Here is a 13,820-nt window from a genome sequence, read left to right as displayed (position 1 = left end):
TCACTGTATTCCAGCGCTGCCGACAGTCTCTTGCCTCGGCTCGAGACAGCCCCTCGGCACGGCCAGATCGGGTCCCACCAGCGTCTGTGGCCGATAGCGAGCCAGCAGCGCCCAGAGAAGGGCGGCGGTCTCGTCGTCCGGCTGGCCGGCGTAGTTGGCGGGTCGAAAATGCATCTGGAACGCTCTGGTGACGTCACGGGTCTGCTCATCGAGGATGCCCGTCGTCGCCAGTCGATAGCCGTAGGCGCTCAGCGCGTGTTGGTATTGCGCCATGGTTGGCGAGCAGTGCGCGAAACGACGTCGATAGGTATCGGTATCTTCAGCGTCGGGCCAGGCTCCCACGCCGGCTTCGTGAAGCCTTTTCCACGGAAAGCGCGGCCCCGGGTCGATCTTGCGCGAGGGCGCGATGTCCGAATGGCCCAGAATCGAGGTCGGAGGAAGGTCATAACGCTGGATGATATCTCTCGCCAACGCGATGACGGCCTCGATCTGCGGATCCGGATAGGGCTGCCACTGTCTACCCGAAGCCGTTTCGCGGGGCCCACGGTTCACGATCTCGACACCGATGGAGGTGTCGTTGAGCTGAGTGCGGTCCTCCCAGGCGCTGAGACCGGCGTGCCAGGCCCGGTCCTTTTCGTCGACCAGCTGCCACACTCGGGGGGCGTCGCCTTCGGCCTTCGGCTGCCGAGCCACCAGGTAGTGCGAGCTGACATGGGGGCCAAGCAGCGTGCGAAGGGCTCGGGGCGCTTCGGAATCGGTATAGTGCAGGACCAGGTAGCGGACGCGGTGATTGTAGGCCTGCGACTGGTAGGTGTGGTCCGCCACGTAACCCGGCCGGGTCTCCATGATCGATGAACCGGCGCAGCCGGCCAACGCCGCCACCGCTAGCAGGGCGACGAGTTGGTGCAGTGACCGCGTGAAAGGGGGCTTCATAGCACACTCAGCAGATAACGTGTCAGTAGGCCTAGCGTGAGGGTGATCGAGAAGCTCAACATCGTGCCCAGCAGCACGTATTCGGTGAGTTTTCGGTCGCGATCTTCGTAGAGGTCGCCGAAACGCAGCACCGACTTGGCGGTCAGGAGAAAGCCGATCGCGGCCATCTGGTTGCTCAGTACGAATGTCAGGATGAGAAAACGCTCCAGCATGCCGATTCGGGCGCCCGCGTCGGCCAGGGTACCGCGGGTGTCGACGCCTTGGCTCCAGCGACGCATGATCAGCGCGATCAGGACCGAAGCCGGGCGCAGGACCAGCAGATATGCCAGGGCGGTCAGCAGCGTTCGGGGTTGCCATAACAGGCTCAGATCGATGGCGAGGGGCAGGGCGCTGCCATCGATCAGCCACCACCAGACGGCGATCAGAACCAGGAGGTGGAGAAGTTGGTCGACGACGAAAAAACTGACGCGCTGGGCCGGCATGTAGCTTTTCAGCGTGTCGATCATCCAGTGAGTCAAACCCACGACGCCCGTGCCGATCAAGGCTTCACGCAAGGGAATGCCAAACGCGATCAGGATGGCCAGGCACAGCAGCATGTGGATGCCGACATGCCAGTAGAGCGAGCGCGCGCGGAAATGGTATTGCTGCTTCTGGCGCGCCCAGGCGTCACTCTGCAGGATGAAATCGGCGACGGTGTGCGACAGCAGCAGCGCCAAGAGCAGCGACAGGCCGGTTTCGCTCATTTCATGGCCTCCAGGCGTTCTCGGGTGAACTCGAGAAAGGCGTGAATCAGCGACCAGCGCGCCGCGCTCAGGCGGCGATTGATGGTCGGTTGCGAGCGTTCCAAGCGTTTGGCCAGTTCACTTTGGGAGTGATCGGAGGTAAGGCTCAGGCGAACCACTTCCGCGGCGTTGTGGCTCCAGTGGCTGATGATGTCATCGGCGAACTGAATCAGCAGATTCAGATCCGGTTGGGGAGACGGGAGGAACAGGCCCAGGCGTTGATGGCCTTGGCCCAACGCGTCCAGACCTTGACCGGAGCGCACGAAGGCCTCCCCATCCGCATTGATGAAGTCTTCCGGCGCGGGCACTTCACCCTCGCCGATCCCGATGGCGATTCGTGCGTCCCAGCTCTGGCGTCGAGAGGGAGAGTGCTCGAGCAGGCTGGCACGCATGAGGACAGCCGCGACGATAGTGTCTTCGATCCCCGGAACGGCCAGCTGGAAGGCGTCGCCACGGAACCGCGTGCCCACGGCACCCAGCGTCTGGCCGAGACGCTGGATGCCGGTATCGATCGTGCCGCGCAACTTGCGTTTGTCGGCAATATCGCGGGAGGCAACGATGTCTCCACTGAGCACGCCGATCAATGTCATGAGACTCCTTATCGATATCCAGGTGAAACAGCTGGATTATAGATTAAAAAAGCTATTTTTGCGATTATGCATAAAAAAAGCTATTAAGGCAGGACGCTGAAGATATCGATAAGATGAAGGTAAACGACTACTGGATATTCATCCAGTGCATGCTTGTAAATTTTGTTATCCCTATGATGTCCGGGTGGCCGAATCAACGGCAGTGGTATGCGCTGCCGGCGTGTTGTCGGCACCGATCAGTCTCACCGCCACCCGATTCCGCCCGTGTTCCTTGCAGTCGTAGAGTGCCTGATCCGCGTGGTTGATCATTTCGTCGATATCGATCAACAGGCCGTTGGGGCTCGTTACCACGCCAACGCTGACGGTGACGACGGGGGCAACGGGAGAGTACTCATGCGGCAGCCCCAGCGCCTGGATCATGCCTCGCATCGCGTCTGCCAGGGCCCGGGCTTCCTCATGGCCAGTATTGATCAGCAGTACCAGGAACTCTTCACCGCCGAGACGCACCACGACATCGGTCTCTCGCCGAAAAGTATCCCTCAACACCCCGGCGATATCCACGAGACAGCTGTCGCCTGCCGGATGGCCATAGTTGTCGTTGAAGGCCTTGAAATGATCCACGTCGATCATCATCGCCGATACCGTACAGCTCAGCCGGCGACTCAGCGGGACCAGGATATCCAGGCGCTTTTCCAGCATCCGGCGATTGCCGAGTCCCGTCAGCGGATCGTTGAGGGTCTGCTCCAGTAGCGCGGCGTGGTGGCTTCTGGACTCTTCGATCAATCGCTGGAGTTGCCGTGCCAGCAGACCGACGGCATCGGCACGGCTGGAGAGATCGAAGGGCATTTCACGAGGCGTGGTACTGAAGTCATGTTCGAGGCGGACGTGATCGGTCATGCGCCTGACTGGCACCAGTAGTTGGCGGTTTATCAGCCACAGCGTGGCCGCCAGCCCCGCGAACCCGACAGGCAGACCGGCCAGTATGACCGTCACCAAGGTACCGCCCGCGGTCGTCACGAGCCAGGCCGCCGTCAGTGTGGCCAGCGAGCTGCCTATCCAGATCCCGGCGAGGACCCCCAGTGTCCGGGCCGATAAATAGTTTTTCATTTTCGGCATGTCTTGAACCGATGTCCTGGTTGCCGAAGACCGCAGTCCGTCGTCGGATGAGTGGAACGTGTGCCCCCTCGTGCCGAGGCGGGGATACGCGTGGCCTCCAGTTCAATATCGACGTTCCGTAGGCGAACTGTAGCGCTATCGTCGGAACCATAAGTAATTAGATGTCATTGATTTAGCGTGCGCTGATCCAGGTTTTGCAGGCTGGTAATCTTAAAGGCCGCCTGTTCGAATAAAGTCTTAACAATCAAATCGGCATCGGAATATCCCTGGCGCTGCTTTTTTTGCCGAGATGAACATTGCGCTCAGTTCGGCGGTGGGGTTTTCCTTGTGGCAAGTGTCGGGCGGTCATCGCTTGGAGTCAGTTCGCGGATAAGAAGTGAAAGGAAGGGTGAGTTAATAAATAGCGGTAATTGGTATGCTTTAAAAAAATCATCCCGACAAGCCTTGCAACTCTGTAAATATCGGCAATAATGTCTTCGCTTAAACCAATCCGCAACGGAACGACGAATGTCTCTACTCAGCGATTATGTCAAGAAAGAACAGCTCCTGAAGCAGCTTGAAGAAGAGCTGAAGCGCATGGAGGGTGATCAGCGCCTGAAATCCGAACTCGAGTTCAAGGAGAAGCTCGAGGCACTGATGGCGGAATACGGCAAGACGACGCGGGACGTCATGGAACTGTTGAGTCCGGCCGAGGGCTCCCAGGCTTCGGCAGCGCCGGCGAGCTCCACTGGAGGACGCCGCAAGCGCAAGCTGAAAATCTACAAGAACCCCAAGACTGGTGAAGTCGTCGAGACGCGTGGCGGCAATCACAAGACCTTGAAGGCCTGGAAAGACGAGCACGGCGGCGATACCGTCGAATCTTGGGTCGTCAGAACGGAAGACTGAGCATTTACTACTGTTACTTCGCTTGGTCTAAAGAGCCCTCTGCCATCGTTTTGGCGGAGGGTTCTGCTTTTCAGGCCTTGGAACTGATCCCGCCGAAGCCGCCATGTCGGGATTGGCCGCTTGGCCCGTAGACGCTGCCACCAATGGCACGATTCAGGAAATCGATGGCCTGTTGGTTATGCTCCAGCCGCTGGGAGATAATGTGGCCGTTGAGACGGTTGGTTTGGCGAACCTGTTCCGCCAACCGGCGAATACGCTGCCAGGTCTCGTCCATGCCGGTGGCATTGGCGAACTGGGCCGCGCCTTGGCTGCCGACGCCAAATCCCTGCGACCGTTGCTGCTCCCTGCGTAGACCTTCGAGTCGATCAAGCTCGCTCAGTTGCTTTTGCTTCGATGCCGCCAGCGTGCTGAGACGCTCTCCATCGGCGTTACCCGAGCCCAGGCAAGTGGCCTCGGCATCCAGGGTTTCGGCGAACGCTTGCAGCAGGGCCTGTTGTTCGCGGAGCAATTCGGCTGGCGTCATGAAAGATTCCTGAATCCGGACCTGAAGTCAGTCAGATGATTAACGCTCACCCAGCATGTCGCGGACGCTCTGGATCAGGCCGTCGGCGATCTTGCCGGTATCGAGTTCGAGCCGGCCCTCGGAGATGGCCTGGCGAATGTCGTTGACGCGAGCAGTGTCGATGTCGCCGCTATCGTCAGCGGTCGGTATCTGGCTCAACGTCGTGGTCGAACCGGCCGCCGTCTTGGCGTTTCCCAGCGATTCAACACTCTTGCGCTGCTCGGCGGCTTCGTTCTGCGTGGGGCGAGTCAGCGGCTGTGTCTGGTCGATTTTCAAAGTCGTTACCTCATGGCTGGATGCACGATGACGGGGTTTCCTACGTTATCGGCAGCGCCCGCGGAAGCTGAAAGCAATTAAGGAAGAGTTTTGTTAAGAAATTTATCCGGGTAGGCTAGAAGTCCACCCGCAGTCGATCCTGCCCTGTCACTCTCCCTTGGAGAATCTGGTTGTTCTCCGTCTTGAGCCGAATCGTACTCCCCAGCCCACCGTTGTCCAGCGCCTCGACGTTGCGACTGACACGAAAGCCCTGGCCGACGGCGGTGAGTACCACCGTGTCGCCACGTTTTACCATCCAGGGCTTGCGCACCATGCTCTCGGTCAGGGTGGTGCCCGGCGGTATACGCCGGGTGGCGACCATGCCGTCCACCTGGGCGGGGTCGTCCAGATAGCCACGGCGGAGCCGGGAAATGTCCGTCTGCTGCCAGTCCAGCGCCCTCGCATCGATCCTTTGCCCCGGCTCGATTGGCTGGCTGGCCACCAGGTGACGGACGACCGCGGAAACCGTTGCCTGCACATAGCGGGTGCGGCTGCTGTCGCTGCCACAGTGCACGCCCACGGTCACCCGGCCTTGGGGAACCCCAGGTCGAGGCAGGAAAGGTTGGGGTGTCGGACAATCCCCGAGATCGGCTGCACGATCCTGAACCGCTATCTCGACCTGATCCCCGAGTGAAGCGGTCTGCTGCTGGAGAAAGCGCGTGACGCTCGCGCTGATCGCATCGTCCGGCGGAACCTCGGTATCCGCCTGCGATATCGAAGGTATCGGTAACAGCGACAGCGCGAACAGCAGCGCCATCAGCGTCATGGCTCCGGTCCAGGCGATCCGGCGCAGACCGGGGCGGCACTTCGACATGGCGCGCTGAAACGTGTCGGGCGGATCTGCTCGCATGTCATGGACCTCGGTGGCTGGCAGGCTCGCGGTGTACCGCGTCGATCGACGGAATTCCCCATAGTGGAAGCGATTTTAAACGGGCCCGCCGCCAGGCATTGATAAAAATGGCGCGCAATTACGGGTCTGTTTACACATTTGCCACGAACATCCCGCCGCTATTCTCCACTCTGTCAATTTTCCAGCGAACGCCATTCGAGGTGCACGGCATGTTCGACAAGTTGGATAACGCGGTGCGCTTCCAGCAGGAGGCCATCAATCTGCGTGCGGAGCGCCAGCAGGTTCTGGCCAATAACATCGCCAATGCCGATACGCCCAACTTCAAGGCCCGGGATTTCGATTTTCGCGCCGAGTTGAACCGGGTGATGGAGCAGGGCCGCAGCGAGGCTTCCGGTGGGCTGTCACTGGCGCGGACCTCGGCCCGGCACATTCCCGGGCAGGCCGGAGGCGGGGCGGGCGTCCGGGATCTGCTCTATCGGGTGCCGGATCAGCCCAGTCTCGATGGCAACACGGTCGACATGGATCGGGAGCGCTCGGCCTTTGCCGACAATTCGCTGCGCTATCAGGCGGATGTCACTTTCGTCAGCCGCAAGATCCAAGGGCTGAAGAAAGCCATGCAATCGGAGTAACACGATGTCGATGTTCAGCGTATTCGAAATTTCCGGCTCGGCGCTGTCCGCCAATTCACAGCGGATGAACGTGACGGCCAGCAATCTGGCCAACGCGGACAGTGTCGCCGGTCCTGACGGGCAGCCTTATCACGCCAGGCAGGTGATGTTCCAGGCGATGAGCCAGCAGGGCGGCAGTGCAGGCGGTGTTCGCGTCAACGGCGTGATCGAGGACAACACCACGCCGATGCGCATGGAGTATCGACCGGGGCACCCGTTGGCGAACGACGAGGGCTACGTGACGATGCCCAATGTCGACCCGGTCAACGAGATGGTGGACATGATCGCCGCCTCACGCTCCTACCAAGCCAACGTCGAGGTCATGAACACCGCCAAGACGCTGATGACGAAAACACTCACCATCGGCGAAGGCTGATCGGTGTCGGTCCATAGCGAGGAGAGGTCATGTCCAGTCCGGTGATCGGCAACAGTACCCTGGCCAACATCAATGGTGCGGCCGCCAAGAGCTCTACCACGGGAGTCGACTCCGGCAGCGAGCTCAACGAGCGTTTCATGACGCTGCTGGTGACACAGTTGAAGAACCAGGACCCGACCAGTCCGATGGAAAACTCGGACATGACGGCGCAACTGGCTCAGATCAACACCGTCAGCGGTATCGAGAAGCTCAACGACAGTCTGTCCGCGATTACCGACCAGATCGACGCGGGCCAGGCGTTACAGGCCACGGCCTTGATCGGTCAGGGCGTGATGGTGCCGGGCAACAGGATCCTGGTGGGAACTTCCGAGGATGCCAACGGTGTGGTCACCACGCCTATCGGCGTGGAGCTGGATAGTGCCGTCGAGGATCTGCAGATCGATATTCGCGGTGCCAGCGGCGAGATCATCGACAGCTTCTCCACCGGGCCCTTGTCCGCGGGCGTCCACAGCTTTACCTGGGATGGCAAGTTGGCCGATGGCTCCAACGCTGCCGTCAACAGCACCTACACGGCTTCCCTGACCGGCACCGTAGGGGATGAAACCTACGCGCCGGCTGCGCTGAACTACGCCCTGGTCAACGGGGTGATTCAGGGGGCGAACGGCGCCCAGCTCGACTTGGGATACGCTCAGGATCCCGTGGCGCTCTCGGAAGTACGTCAGATTCTCTGAGCGAGATTCAGTAACGACATCAACCGTTCTAGCGGACGCAACCGATAAACGTAGGGGATCAGTCATGGGCTTTTCGCAGGCATTGAGTGGCGTCAACGCCGCTTCCCAGCAGTTGGATGTGATCGGCAACAATATTTCAAACTCCCAGACCAAGGGGTTCAAGAGCGGATCGGTCCAGTTCTCGGACGTATTCGCCAATAGCGCCGTGGGCCTGGGTACCCGGGTCTCCGGCGTGCTCCAGGACTTCAGCACCGGCAGCCTCGAGTCCACCGGACGCAACCTGGACATCGCCATCAGCGGCGACGGCTTCCTGCGCTTCCAGCAGGAGGGCGAGGTCGGCTACTCGCGCAACGGCCAGTTGACGCTGACCGCCGACGGATTTCTGGAAAACGCCCAGGGCGCCCGGCTGATGGGCTACGGCCTGGCGGATGCCACCAACGTCAACTCCGGCGTTGTCGTCGGCGGCCAGCCGCAGGTGCTCAACGTGCCGGCGGCGGACATGCCGGCCAGTGCTACCGGTGCCACCGGCACGGGGATCAACATTCAGCTCAACCTGGATGCCTCCACCGTGGCCGACGACTCCTCGACCGCCGTGCTCTACGACAGTCTTGCGGCCAAGACGGCGGGGGACACTACCCAGCAGACGAACGTCGCCTACAACTACTCCACCAGCTTCACGGTCTACGACTCGCAGGGCGCGCAGCACAACGCCACGCTGTACTTCCAGAAGACCGACGACAATGCCTGGAGCGCCCGCACGGCGCTGGACGGCGTGCTCACCGATCAGACGCTCACCGCGACCTTCGATAGCGCCGGCAAGCTGGCCACCATCGACGGTGAAGACGCCACCGCCAATCCGGTTAACTGGCCGAACCTGGCGTTCACCGACAACGAGCTGGGCGACGGCGTCGATCCGATCAGTGCGACCTTCAACATGGCGGGCAGCACCCAGTTCTCCAACGACTCCACGGTCAAGAGCCTGGCGCAGGACGGTTATGCCTCCGGCGCCCTGGTGGGCGTCAGCTTCGCCGATGACGGCTCCGTCGTCGGCAGCTACTCGAACGAGAAAACCATCGATCTCGGACAGATCGCGCTGGCCACCTTCCGCAACCCCGAGGGGCTGTCGCCCTCCGGCGGCAACCTGTTCGCGGCGACCGCCACTTCCGGCAACGAGCTGCTGGGCATCGCCGGGACGGGCACGCTGGGATCGATCGAGGCCGAGACGCTGGAAGCTTCCAACGTCGACCTGACCCAGGAACTGGTCAACCTGATCATTGCGCAACGCAACTATCAGGCCAATACCAACTCGATCCGTACGCAGTCCGAAGTCATGGATCAGATCGCCCAGCTGCGCTGACAACGGCACGCTGCCGGTCAAGTCTTGACCGGCAGCCACCTCGCTTCCAAAGGGTTTCAGCATGGACCGGATTCTCTATACCGCCGGGGGTGGCGCAAGCCAGACCATGGCTCAGCAGTCGGTGGTCAACAACAACCTGGCCAACGTCAGTACTCCCGGGTTTCGTGGCGAGCTGATGGCTTTTCGCGCGGTGCCGGTGGAGGGCGACGCGCGCCTGCCGACGCGCATCGCTTCGATGATGACCACGCCCGGCGCCGATTTCACGCCGGGCACCATCAGTACCACCGGGCGCAGCCTCGACGTCGCGCTGCAGGGCGACGACACCTGGCTGGCGTTGCAGTCGCCGGACGGCGGGGAGGCCTACACGCGGCGCGGTGATCTCCAGGTCGACGCCACCGGCCTGCTGACGTCGCTCGGCAACCCGGTTCTCTCCGACAACGGCCAGGCGATCGTGGTACCGCTCGGGGGCGACGTGACGATCGCCGCGGACGGTTCGATCAGCGTGCTGGAGCCGGGCCAGAATCCCGACGCCGTGGCGCCGCTGGCGCGTCTGAAGATGGTGGTTCCGGGCAACGACAATCTGGTGCGCGGGGAGGATGGCCTGTTCCGCAGAGTGCCGGCGGAAGGCGAGGACGTCGCGGCCCCGTTGCCGGCCGATGACACCCGGCGACTGGTTCCCGGCGCGCTCGAGGGCAGCAACGTCACTCCGACCGACGCGATGATCTCGATGATCGACAGCGCCCGGCGCTACGACATGCATATGAAAGTGATCGAAAGCGCGGATGAGAACGAGCAGCGCGCCAACAGTCTGCTTTCACTGACCAGCTGATGCCAATTTCGACCAGCGGTGCCAGCCACAGCGCGAGCGCACCGATAGTGAGGTTCCTGTCATGATCAAATCTCTATGGACGGCCAAGACCGGTCTGGAGTCGCAACAGGTCAAACTGGATGTGATCTCCAACAACCTGGCCAACGTCTCGACCAACGGCTTCAAGCGATCCCGCGCGGTGTTCGAGGATCTGCTCTACCAGAACGTGCGTCAGCCCGGCGCTCAGTCGTCGGTCGTCGACAACTTGCCTTCCGGCATGCAGGTGGGTACCGGTGTTCGCCCCGTGGCGACCGAACGACTGCATACGCAGGGCGGCTTGCAGAATACCGAGAACTCCCGCGATCTGGCGATCAACGGCAAGGGGTTCTTTGCCGTACAGATGCCGGACGGCACCACCGGCTACACTCGCGACGGCAGTTTTCAGGTCAACGAGAACGGCCAACTGGTCACCGCCAGTGGCTATCCCGTCGATCCGCCGATCGTGATCCCACAGAACGCGCTCTCGATCACCGTCAGTCAGGACGGTGCCGTATCCGTCACCCAGCCGGGGACGTCCCAGAGCAATGCGGTGGGGCAGATCATGCTCTCAACCTTCATCAATCCGACAGGACTTCAGAGCATCGGCCAGAACCTGTACCTGGAGACCGATGCCTCGGGTCCGCGTACCGATCTCAACCCGGGGCTGGATGGTGCCGGCAAGCTCTACCAGGGCTATGTCGAGACCTCCAACGTCAATGTGGTCGAGGAGATGGTCAGCATGATCGAGACGCAGCGTGCCTACGAGATCAACAGCAAGGCCGTCGAAACGTCCGATCAGATGCTCCAGCGTCTGACGCAGCTATAAATCGGGGAAGTCGCGTGTTGCTGACCGCAGAACTAGCCACGACGTGGCGCAGAGTGATGATGCTGATCGGCCTTGGGCTGACGATGGTCGTGACGGGCTGTGCGCAGATTCCCAGGCACTCCGTGGTCGAGAATTCCGCACCGGTGGAAATCCCCTCGACGCCGCCGGCCCAGGCCAACGGCTCCATCTATCAGGCGCGCTTCGGTTTTCAGCCGCTGTTCGAGGATCGGCGTCCGCGCCAGGTCGGCGACATCATCACCATCGTGCTCGACGAGCAGGTCAGCGCCAGCAAGAACTCCGCCGCAAACGCCACTCGCAACGGCTCCACCACCTTTACACCGGGGGTGGTTCCCAACCCGATCGACTTCCTCGAGAGATACGGTACGGATCTGGCGGGCGAGAACGTGTTCAACGGTTCCGGGGGGGCGAACGCCAACAACACCTTCACCGGGACGATCACCGTGACCGTCTACGACCTGCTGGCCAACGGCAACCTCAAGGTACGGGGGGAGAAACAGATCGCGATAAACCAGGGCACCGAATACATCCGGTTCTCCGGCGTGGTCAATCCCCGGGCGATTACCGGCGCCAATACCGTGCAGTCGACCCAGGTCGCCGATGCCCGCATCGAGTACATCGGTGACGGCTACATCAACGAAGCGCAGAACATGGGTTGGCTGCAGCGCTTCTTCCTCAACGTCTCGCCTTTCTGATGCCTATGATCCGCCTGTTCCGTTCGATCCGGTCGTGCCGCCCGTCGCTGGTACAAACATTGGCGTTGGTGACGATGCTGCTGTTCAGCCTCGGTGCGCAGGCCCAACGCATCCAGGATCTCGCCAACTTCTCGGGCGTGCGTGACAACCCGCTGGTCGGCTATGGACTGGTGGTCGGCCTCGACGGCACGGGAGACCAGACCACCCAGGCGCCGTTCACCGGCCAGAGCATCACCAACCTGTTGTCGCAGCTGGGGGTGACGATCCCGGCCGGCACCAATATGCAGCTGCGCAATGTGGCCGCGGTCATGGTGACCGCGAAGTTGCCACCGTTCTCGCGCCAGGGGCAAGAGATCGACGTCACCGTCTCTTCCGTCGGCAACGCCGACAGCCTGCGGGGCGGCACGCTGTTGATGACGCCGCTCAAGGGCGCGGACGGTCGTGTCTACGCCCTGGCCCAGGGCAACGTCTATGTGGGGGGCGCCGGCGCCCAGGCGGCCGGCAGCAGTGTGTCGGTCAACCACCTGGCGGCGGGCCGAATTCCCGGGGGCGGGCTGGTCGAGCAGGAGGTGCCGGTGCGGCTGGGCGACGCCAGCGGCACCCTGGACCTGTTCCTCAAGCAATCCGATTTCGAGAACGCTCGCCGGATGGTGGCGGCCATCAATCAGGAGTTCGGCGCGCCGGTGGCGGCCGCGCTCGATGGGCGGACGGTGCAGCTCAAGCTGCCGGCCAACAGCAACGATCGGGTCACCTTCCTGGCCCGGGTACAGGGGGTCGACGTCACCACCGAACGCGGCCCGGCCAAGGTGATCGTCAATGCCCGCACCGGCTCCGTGGTGCTGTCGGATACCGTCACGTTGAACCGCGCGGCGGTCGCCCACGGCAACCTGTCGATCGTCATCGACTCCAACCCCCAGGTCAGTCAGCCCAACGCGCTGGCCGGCGGCGATACGGTGGTGGTGCCGAATGCCGATATCAGCGTGCAGCAGGAGGGCGGTGCACTGCAGGTGGTCCAGACCAGCGCCGACCTGATGGATGTCGTCAACGCACTGAATGCCCTGGGGGCCTCGCCACAGGATCTGATGTCGATCCTGCAGGCGCTGAAGTCCGCAGGCTCGCTCAACGCTGAACTGGATATCATCTGATGGCACTGGGTAACGATCTCTCCGGCCAGTTCGCGCTCGACGTCCAGAGCGTCCAGCGGCTCAAGTACAGCGCTGCGAACTCGCCGCAGGACAGCCTCAAGGAAGCGTCGCGCCAGTTCGAGGCCGTCTTTCTGCAGATGATGCTCAAGAGCATGCGCGATGCCAGTCCCAAGTCCGGGCTGCTGCAGAGCCATCAGATGGACATGATGCGCTCGATGCAGGATCAGCAGTGGGCCCAGCAGTTGGCGGGAAAGGGACTGGGACTGGCCGATCAGCTCGTGCAGCAACTCGAGGGCAGCGGCCTACCCGGGACAGCGGCGCTGCCGGCCGCCAGCGAGCGGGAGGACGCCTCGACCTTGATTGCCGGGATCCCCCGCGGCACGCCGCGGCTGCTGCATGGTGGCCTGCGCACCCCCGGATTCGCGCCGGACGTCTCCCGACATGGTCTGGCGATGCCCGGGCCGTCCGCCAGCGGTGCGACCGCCGGCGAGTCGGCCGGCGCAGGGACGACAGGGCTGTCGGGCGCCGATTTCGGCGACCGACCGGCCCACGTTCGCGCTTTCCTCGAGCAGTTGGCTGGGCCGGCCCAACGTGCCGAGCACTCCTCTGGGGTGCCCGCCGAACTGATCCTTGCCCAGGCCGCGCTCGAGACCGGTTGGGGGCAGCGCGAGATCCCCACGGCAGGAGGGGGGAACAGTCACAACCTGTTCGGCATCAAGGCTGGCCAGTCCTGGCAGGGCACCACCACGGAAATCACCACCACCGAATACGTGAATGGCCGGCCGATCAAGATGGCCGACCGGTTCCGCGTCTACGACTCCTATACGGAGGCGTTCGCCGACTACGCCAGGTTGATCGGGGACAATCCCCGCTACCAAGGGGTGGTAGCGGCTTCGTCGCCCGATGAGGCTGCCCGGGCGTTGCAGCAGGGCGGCTACGCCACGGATCCGCGATATGCCGCCAAGCTCCAGGCGATCATGGCGCAGTTGGGCGGCTTGGACGCCATTCCTGACCGCGGGCTGCTGGCGGCCGCCACCAGCGACGACGACAACCCCTTCGGTCCGGATACGCTACCTTCCGCGATTTTCTAGGGCCTGGCCGCATGGCGGTGGGCAGTAACAAAA

Annotated in this window: 17 protein-coding genes; 10 read left to right on the top strand and 7 right to left on the bottom strand. The window is 62.4% G+C overall.

Annotated elements, in window-relative coordinates:
• The 4 genes from DOM45_RS09945 to DOM45_RS09930 form a co-directional block, all read right to left on the bottom strand.
• On the bottom strand, nucleotides 1-933 hold the full coding sequence (locus DOM45_RS09945; RefSeq protein WP_110599992.1) for an N-acetylmuramoyl-L-alanine amidase: 933 nt from the start codon (nucleotides 931-933) through the stop codon (nucleotides 1-3).
• Nucleotides 930-1,676, bottom strand: a complete 747-nt coding sequence (locus tag DOM45_RS09940; protein ID WP_110599990.1) for a DUF3307 domain-containing protein — start codon at nucleotides 1,674-1,676, stop codon at nucleotides 930-932. Before DOM45_RS09940 ends, DOM45_RS09945 begins: the two co-directional genes overlap by 4 nt.
• Entirely contained in the window at nucleotides 1,673-2,305 is a 633-nt protein-coding gene (locus DOM45_RS09935) for a hypothetical protein (RefSeq protein WP_110599988.1), read from the bottom strand. The genes DOM45_RS09940 and DOM45_RS09935 overlap by 4 nt, the downstream gene beginning before the upstream one ends.
• 171 nt (nucleotides 2,306-2,476) lie before the next feature.
• The gene (locus tag DOM45_RS09930; protein WP_157958394.1) at nucleotides 2,477-3,412 is read right to left on the bottom strand and encodes a GGDEF domain-containing protein; all 936 of its coding nucleotides are present in this window, start codon (nucleotides 3,410-3,412) and stop codon (nucleotides 2,477-2,479) included.
• Between the two features lie 516 nt (nucleotides 3,413-3,928).
• On the opposite strand from DOM45_RS09930, the gene DOM45_RS09925 reads away from it, so the two are divergent.
• A complete protein-coding gene (locus tag DOM45_RS09925) occupies nucleotides 3,929-4,306 on the top strand; it encodes a histone-like nucleoid-structuring protein, MvaT/MvaU family (protein WP_110599986.1) in 378 nt (125 codons plus the stop codon).
• Nucleotides 4,307-4,376: 70 nt separating this feature from the next.
• Here DOM45_RS09925 and DOM45_RS09920 read toward each other — a convergent pair whose 3' ends face one another.
• The 3 genes from DOM45_RS09920 to flgA all read right to left on the bottom strand — a co-directional run bounded on the left by DOM45_RS09920 (nucleotide 4,377) and on the right by flgA (nucleotide 6,033).
• Nucleotides 4,377-4,829 carry a flagella synthesis protein FlgN gene (locus tag DOM45_RS09920; RefSeq protein WP_110599985.1) on the bottom strand — a complete coding sequence of 151 codons (453 nt, stop codon included), beginning with the start codon at nucleotides 4,827-4,829 and terminating at the stop codon, nucleotides 4,377-4,379.
• 39 nt (nucleotides 4,830-4,868) lie between these two features.
• Nucleotides 4,869-5,144: a flagellar biosynthesis anti-sigma factor FlgM gene (gene flgM, locus DOM45_RS09915; protein WP_110599983.1), complete on the bottom strand. Its 276-nt coding sequence runs from the start codon at nucleotides 5,142-5,144 to the stop codon at nucleotides 4,869-4,871.
• A 115-nt stretch (nucleotides 5,145-5,259) separates the two neighbouring features.
• The gene (flgA, locus tag DOM45_RS09910; protein ID WP_110599981.1) at nucleotides 5,260-6,033 is read right to left on the bottom strand and encodes a flagellar basal body P-ring formation chaperone FlgA; all 774 of its coding nucleotides are present in this window, start codon (nucleotides 6,031-6,033) and stop codon (nucleotides 5,260-5,262) included.
• A 209-nt stretch (nucleotides 6,034-6,242) separates the two neighbouring features.
• Between flgA and flgB the strand changes: the two genes are divergently transcribed.
• From flgB to flgJ, 9 genes are all read left to right on the top strand, one after another.
• Nucleotides 6,243-6,662: a flagellar basal body rod protein FlgB gene (flgB, locus tag DOM45_RS09905; protein ID WP_110599979.1), complete on the top strand. Its 420-nt coding sequence runs from the start codon at nucleotides 6,243-6,245 to the stop codon at nucleotides 6,660-6,662.
• A gap of 4 nt (nucleotides 6,663-6,666) precedes the next feature.
• The gene (gene flgC, locus DOM45_RS09900; protein WP_110599977.1) at nucleotides 6,667-7,077 is read left to right on the top strand and encodes a flagellar basal body rod protein FlgC; all 411 of its coding nucleotides are present in this window, start codon (nucleotides 6,667-6,669) and stop codon (nucleotides 7,075-7,077) included.
• Nucleotides 7,078-7,106: 29 nt separating this feature from the next.
• A complete protein-coding gene (locus tag DOM45_RS09895; protein WP_110599975.1) occupies nucleotides 7,107-7,808 on the top strand; it encodes a flagellar hook assembly protein FlgD in 702 nt (233 codons plus the stop codon).
• 64 nt (nucleotides 7,809-7,872) lie between these two features.
• The gene (flgE, locus tag DOM45_RS09890) at nucleotides 7,873-9,165 is read left to right on the top strand and encodes a flagellar hook protein FlgE (RefSeq protein ID WP_110599973.1); all 1,293 of its coding nucleotides are present in this window, start codon (nucleotides 7,873-7,875) and stop codon (nucleotides 9,163-9,165) included.
• Between the two features lie 61 nt (nucleotides 9,166-9,226).
• On the top strand, nucleotides 9,227-9,994 hold the full coding sequence (locus DOM45_RS09885; RefSeq protein WP_110599971.1) for a flagellar basal body rod protein FlgF: 768 nt from the start codon (nucleotides 9,227-9,229) through the stop codon (nucleotides 9,992-9,994).
• 61 nt (nucleotides 9,995-10,055) lie between these two features.
• Nucleotides 10,056-10,838: a flagellar basal-body rod protein FlgG gene (gene flgG / locus DOM45_RS09880; RefSeq protein WP_110599969.1), complete on the top strand. Its 783-nt coding sequence runs from the start codon at nucleotides 10,056-10,058 to the stop codon at nucleotides 10,836-10,838.
• Between the two features lie 59 nt (nucleotides 10,839-10,897).
• Nucleotides 10,898-11,551 (top strand): flagellar basal body L-ring protein FlgH, encoded by a 654-nt coding sequence (locus tag DOM45_RS09875; protein WP_240612351.1) that lies wholly within the window; start codon nucleotides 10,898-10,900, stop codon nucleotides 11,549-11,551.
• Between the two features lie 74 nt (nucleotides 11,552-11,625).
• Nucleotides 11,626-12,696 carry a flagellar basal body P-ring protein FlgI gene (locus DOM45_RS09870; RefSeq protein WP_280951677.1) on the top strand — a complete coding sequence of 357 codons (1,071 nt, stop codon included), beginning with the start codon at nucleotides 11,626-11,628 and terminating at the stop codon, nucleotides 12,694-12,696.
• Nucleotides 12,696-13,787: a flagellar assembly peptidoglycan hydrolase FlgJ gene (gene flgJ / locus DOM45_RS09865; RefSeq protein ID WP_110599963.1), complete on the top strand. Its 1,092-nt coding sequence runs from the start codon at nucleotides 12,696-12,698 to the stop codon at nucleotides 13,785-13,787. Before DOM45_RS09870 ends, flgJ begins: the two co-directional genes overlap by 1 nt.
• Nucleotides 13,788-13,820: the final 33 nt, after the last annotated feature.

Origin of the sequence: Salinicola lusitanus, assembly GCF_003206045.1 — a bacterium.
GTDB lineage: Bacteria > Pseudomonadota > Gammaproteobacteria > Pseudomonadales > Halomonadaceae > Salinicola > Salinicola lusitanus.
Note: the sequence above shows the minus strand (reverse complement) of the source record. Positions and strands in the feature narration are given on the sequence as shown.

Excerpts from the sequence above, each read along its gene's own strand:
- DOM45_RS09945 (WP_110599992.1), bottom strand. The coding sequence starts at position 933 with ATGAAGCCCCCTTTCACGCGGTCACTGCACCAACTCGTCGCCCTGCTA.
- DOM45_RS09940 (WP_110599990.1), bottom strand. The coding sequence starts at position 1,676 with ATGAGCGAAACCGGCCTGTCGCTGCTCTTGGCGCTGCTGCTGTCGCAC.
- DOM45_RS09935 (WP_110599988.1), bottom strand. The coding sequence starts at position 2,305 with ATGACATTGATCGGCGTGCTCAGTGGAGACATCGTTGCCTCCCGCGAT.
- DOM45_RS09930 (WP_157958394.1), bottom strand. The coding sequence starts at position 3,412 with ATGAAAAACTATTTATCGGCCCGGACACTGGGGGTCCTCGCCGGGATC.
- DOM45_RS09925 (WP_110599986.1), top strand. The coding sequence starts at position 3,929 with ATGTCTCTACTCAGCGATTATGTCAAGAAAGAACAGCTCCTGAAGCAG.
- DOM45_RS09920 (WP_110599985.1), bottom strand. The coding sequence starts at position 4,829 with ATGACGCCAGCCGAATTGCTCCGCGAACAACAGGCCCTGCTGCAAGCG.
- flgA (WP_110599981.1), bottom strand. The coding sequence starts at position 6,033 with ATGCGAGCAGATCCGCCCGACACGTTTCAGCGCGCCATGTCGAAGTGC.
- flgB (WP_110599979.1), top strand. The coding sequence starts at position 6,243 with ATGTTCGACAAGTTGGATAACGCGGTGCGCTTCCAGCAGGAGGCCATC.
- flgC (WP_110599977.1), top strand. The coding sequence starts at position 6,667 with ATGTCGATGTTCAGCGTATTCGAAATTTCCGGCTCGGCGCTGTCCGCC.
- DOM45_RS09895 (WP_110599975.1), top strand. The coding sequence starts at position 7,107 with ATGTCCAGTCCGGTGATCGGCAACAGTACCCTGGCCAACATCAATGGT.
- flgE (WP_110599973.1), top strand. The coding sequence starts at position 7,873 with ATGGGCTTTTCGCAGGCATTGAGTGGCGTCAACGCCGCTTCCCAGCAG.
- DOM45_RS09885 (WP_110599971.1), top strand. The coding sequence starts at position 9,227 with ATGGACCGGATTCTCTATACCGCCGGGGGTGGCGCAAGCCAGACCATG.
- flgG (WP_110599969.1), top strand. The coding sequence starts at position 10,056 with ATGATCAAATCTCTATGGACGGCCAAGACCGGTCTGGAGTCGCAACAG.
- DOM45_RS09875 (WP_240612351.1), top strand. The coding sequence starts at position 10,898 with ATGCTGATCGGCCTTGGGCTGACGATGGTCGTGACGGGCTGTGCGCAG.
- DOM45_RS09870 (WP_280951677.1), top strand. The coding sequence starts at position 11,626 with ATGCTGCTGTTCAGCCTCGGTGCGCAGGCCCAACGCATCCAGGATCTC.
- flgJ (WP_110599963.1), top strand. The coding sequence starts at position 12,696 with ATGGCACTGGGTAACGATCTCTCCGGCCAGTTCGCGCTCGACGTCCAG.